Source organism: Nonomuraea zeae, from assembly GCF_005889725.1.
GTDB classification, from domain to species: domain Bacteria; phylum Actinomycetota; class Actinomycetes; order Streptosporangiales; family Streptosporangiaceae; genus Nonomuraea; species Nonomuraea zeae.
In genome coordinates, this window is the sequence record NZ_VCKX01000598.1 from 1 (window position 1) to 2,591 (window position 2,591).

The following is a 2,591-nucleotide window of genomic DNA, read 5'->3' on the forward strand; positions in this document are numbered from 1 at the left end:
TAAGAGACAGGGGAGGTGGGGGAGGGTGTGCCCGGCGTGGTGGCGGTGCCATGGGGGACGCCGTGATCAACGGCCGGTCCGGCTCTGGGGATGCGAAGCCGGACCCGCCGCATGCCGGTGGCGGCCGCCTCCAGGACGGCCGCCACCGGGGTCTATGAGGTCAGGCGCTCGGGCAGGTGTGCCGGTACTCCTCGATCGCGGTGCCGCTGGGCGGCGGGCAGAGGAACTGCTCGTAGCGGGTGTCGTCATCGACGAACCGCTTGAGCCAGGCCACCATCGACTTGGCCATCGTGGTGTTGGTGGTCTGCGGGAAGAAGTGGCTGGCGCCGTTGAGCTCCAGGTACGCCTTCTCCGACGAGGACGGGATGCTGGAGTAGAACGGCTCGGAGTGCGAGGACACCGGGGCGACGGTGTCGCTCTCCCCGCCGATGATCATCGTGGGGACGCGGACGCCGGACCAGCTCTTGGTGAGGTTCCAGGGGGCGAGCGGCACGGCGGCCTGGAGCGAGGGACGGTCGTTCGCCGCTTCGAGGGTGCCGCCGCCGCCCATCGAGTGCCCGGCCACCGCCAGCCTGGAGGCGTCGATCCGGCTGCGTACGGTGGTCGAGCTGTCCTCCACCAGGTAGTCGAGCGCCGCGAGGAGCTGGCGGCCCCGGCTGGCGGGCTGGTCGTAGATCGTGTTCGTCTCGATGCCGATCACGACGAAGCCGTGCGAGGCGATCCTCGGGCCGAGCCACGAGAGGCTGGACCATCTGGCGGTGTAGCCGGGGGAGATGGCGATCGCGCCGAAGGTGCCCTGGCTGGTGTCGGTCGGGTAGTAGATCGTTCCGCCGCCGAAGCCGCTGACGCTCAGCGAGGAGACGCTGGTCTGCGCGGTCGCGAACGGGCCGCGGCTGGCTTCGAGCGCCGCGTTGGTGGGTGCGGGGCCGCGCTCGTACGGGCCGGCCGCCGCCTGGGCGGGGACGGCGGTCGCGAGGCCGCCGCCGATCAGGGTGAGGGTGAGGGCGAGCTTGGTCAACGTTCGCGCGCCGCGCTGGGGGGTGGAGAGCTGCACGTCGTCATACTCCCTGCTCGTTGGGGGGTGACTGCGGTCTGTCGCCATTGTTCGGATGCGCAGTCAGTCGTGCATCGGTGAAATCACCGGTCTCCTGTTCAGGACATGAGCCTTACCAGTTCGACGCGGGAGCGGATGCCGAGGCGGCTGAAGATGTTCCTGAGGTGGTGCTCGACGGTGCGCCTGCTCAGGAAGAGCTGCTCGGCGACCTCCTTGTTGGTGGCGCCCTCGGCGACCATGCGGGCGATCTGCAGTTGCTGCGCGGTGAGCTGCCGCGTGGCCGGCGCCCCGGTGGCGCGCACCGGTTCGCCGGAGGCGCGCAGCTCGGTCCTGGCCTGCTCGGTCCACAGGCGGGCGCCGTACCGCTCGAACGTCTCCAGCGCCGTGTGCAGGTGGGTCCTGGCCGCGCCCGGACGGCGTTCGCGGCGCAGCGTGCTGCCGTAGAGAAGCTGCGTACGCGCCGTCTCGAACTCGCACACCCCCTGCCCGTGCAGCTCGATCGCCTCGCGGAACGACTCCTCCGCCTCGCCCGGCGCGGCCAGGAGCGCGCGGCAGCGGGCGACCAGCGCGCGCAGGTCCGGGCTGCGCGTGCTGCCCACCCAGCGTTCGAGCACCCGCAGCGCCGCCGCGGCCTGCTCGTGGTCGCCGGTACGCGCGCACGCCTCGATGAAGTGCGGCGTGGCCATGACGCGGATGACGACGTGGCTGCTGTTGCGCCGCTCGGCGCGCAGCCGGTTGGCGGCGTCGGCGGGGCGGCCCGCGGCCAGGTCGAGGTAGGCCAGCGCCCAGTTGCCGATGGCGCCCGCGATGCCCAGGTCGTGGGCGTCGGCCAGATCGGTCGCGGCGTCGGCGCGCACCCGGCAGGTCTCCTGGTCGCCCTCGACGGCCGCGGTGATCGCCAGCCAGGCGAGGTGCTGGGCGGCCGTGTTGAGCTGGCCGGTCTCCTGCGCCAGGCGCAGCCCCTCGGCCGCGGTCGTCGCGACGGAGGCGTAGCGGCCCATCCAGAACTCCGAATAGATCGTGTACTCCAGCAGCTGCGGCAGCGCCGAGGCGGCGCCGCGTACGCGGGCGGCCTCGACGGCGCGGGCCGACAGGCGGTGCGCCGTGGCGTCCTCGCCGAGCAGCATGCTGGCCACGCACGCCCACACGAGCACGGCGGGATCGCGAACCGAGCCGGCCAGCTCGACCACCCGCCGCAGCGGGCCCGCCGCCTCCTGGTGCAGGCCGCTGAAGGTTGAGGCCATGCCGTCCAGGTACTCGAACATGAGCTGGGCGGGCACCGCCTCGTCCGGGCGGCGCAGGGCGGCGGCCTGGCGGGCGATGGCGATGAACGCCCGGTTGTCGCCCGCGCGGTAGCTGGCGTCGGCGGCCCTGACCAGCGCGCGCACGCCGAGCATCCGGTGGCTGCCGATCAGCCCGGCCGCCGCCGACAGCAGCTCCTCGCGGGCGCTGCCGGTCTCGCCGCCGAGCAGCTCCAGGCTGCCGTGCAGGAGCTGGACGTGGCCGCGCAGCTCGTCGGGGGCGGTCGGGTCGGTGG

The 2,591-nt window shown here is 73.2% G+C and carries 2 protein-coding genes; both read right to left on the reverse strand.

Annotated elements, in window-relative coordinates:
- Positions 1 to 160: 160 nt before the first annotated feature.
- Positions 161 to 1,102, reverse strand: a complete 942-nt coding sequence (locus tag ETD85_RS61590; RefSeq protein WP_138698985.1) for an alpha/beta hydrolase family protein — start codon at positions 1,100 to 1,102, stop codon at positions 161 to 163.
- Positions 1,103 to 1,152: 50 nt separating this feature from the next.
- Positions 1,153 to 2,591, reverse strand: a 1,439-nt coding sequence (locus tag ETD85_RS61595) for a helix-turn-helix transcriptional regulator (RefSeq protein ID WP_240780174.1), incomplete at its 5' end; no start/stop codon positions are given.

What these genes read in the sequence shown, in the direction of transcription:
- ETD85_RS61590 (WP_138698985.1), bottom strand. Translation starts at nt 1,102, where the DNA reads ATGGCGACAGACCGCAGTCACCCCCCAACGAGCAGGGAGTATGACGAC.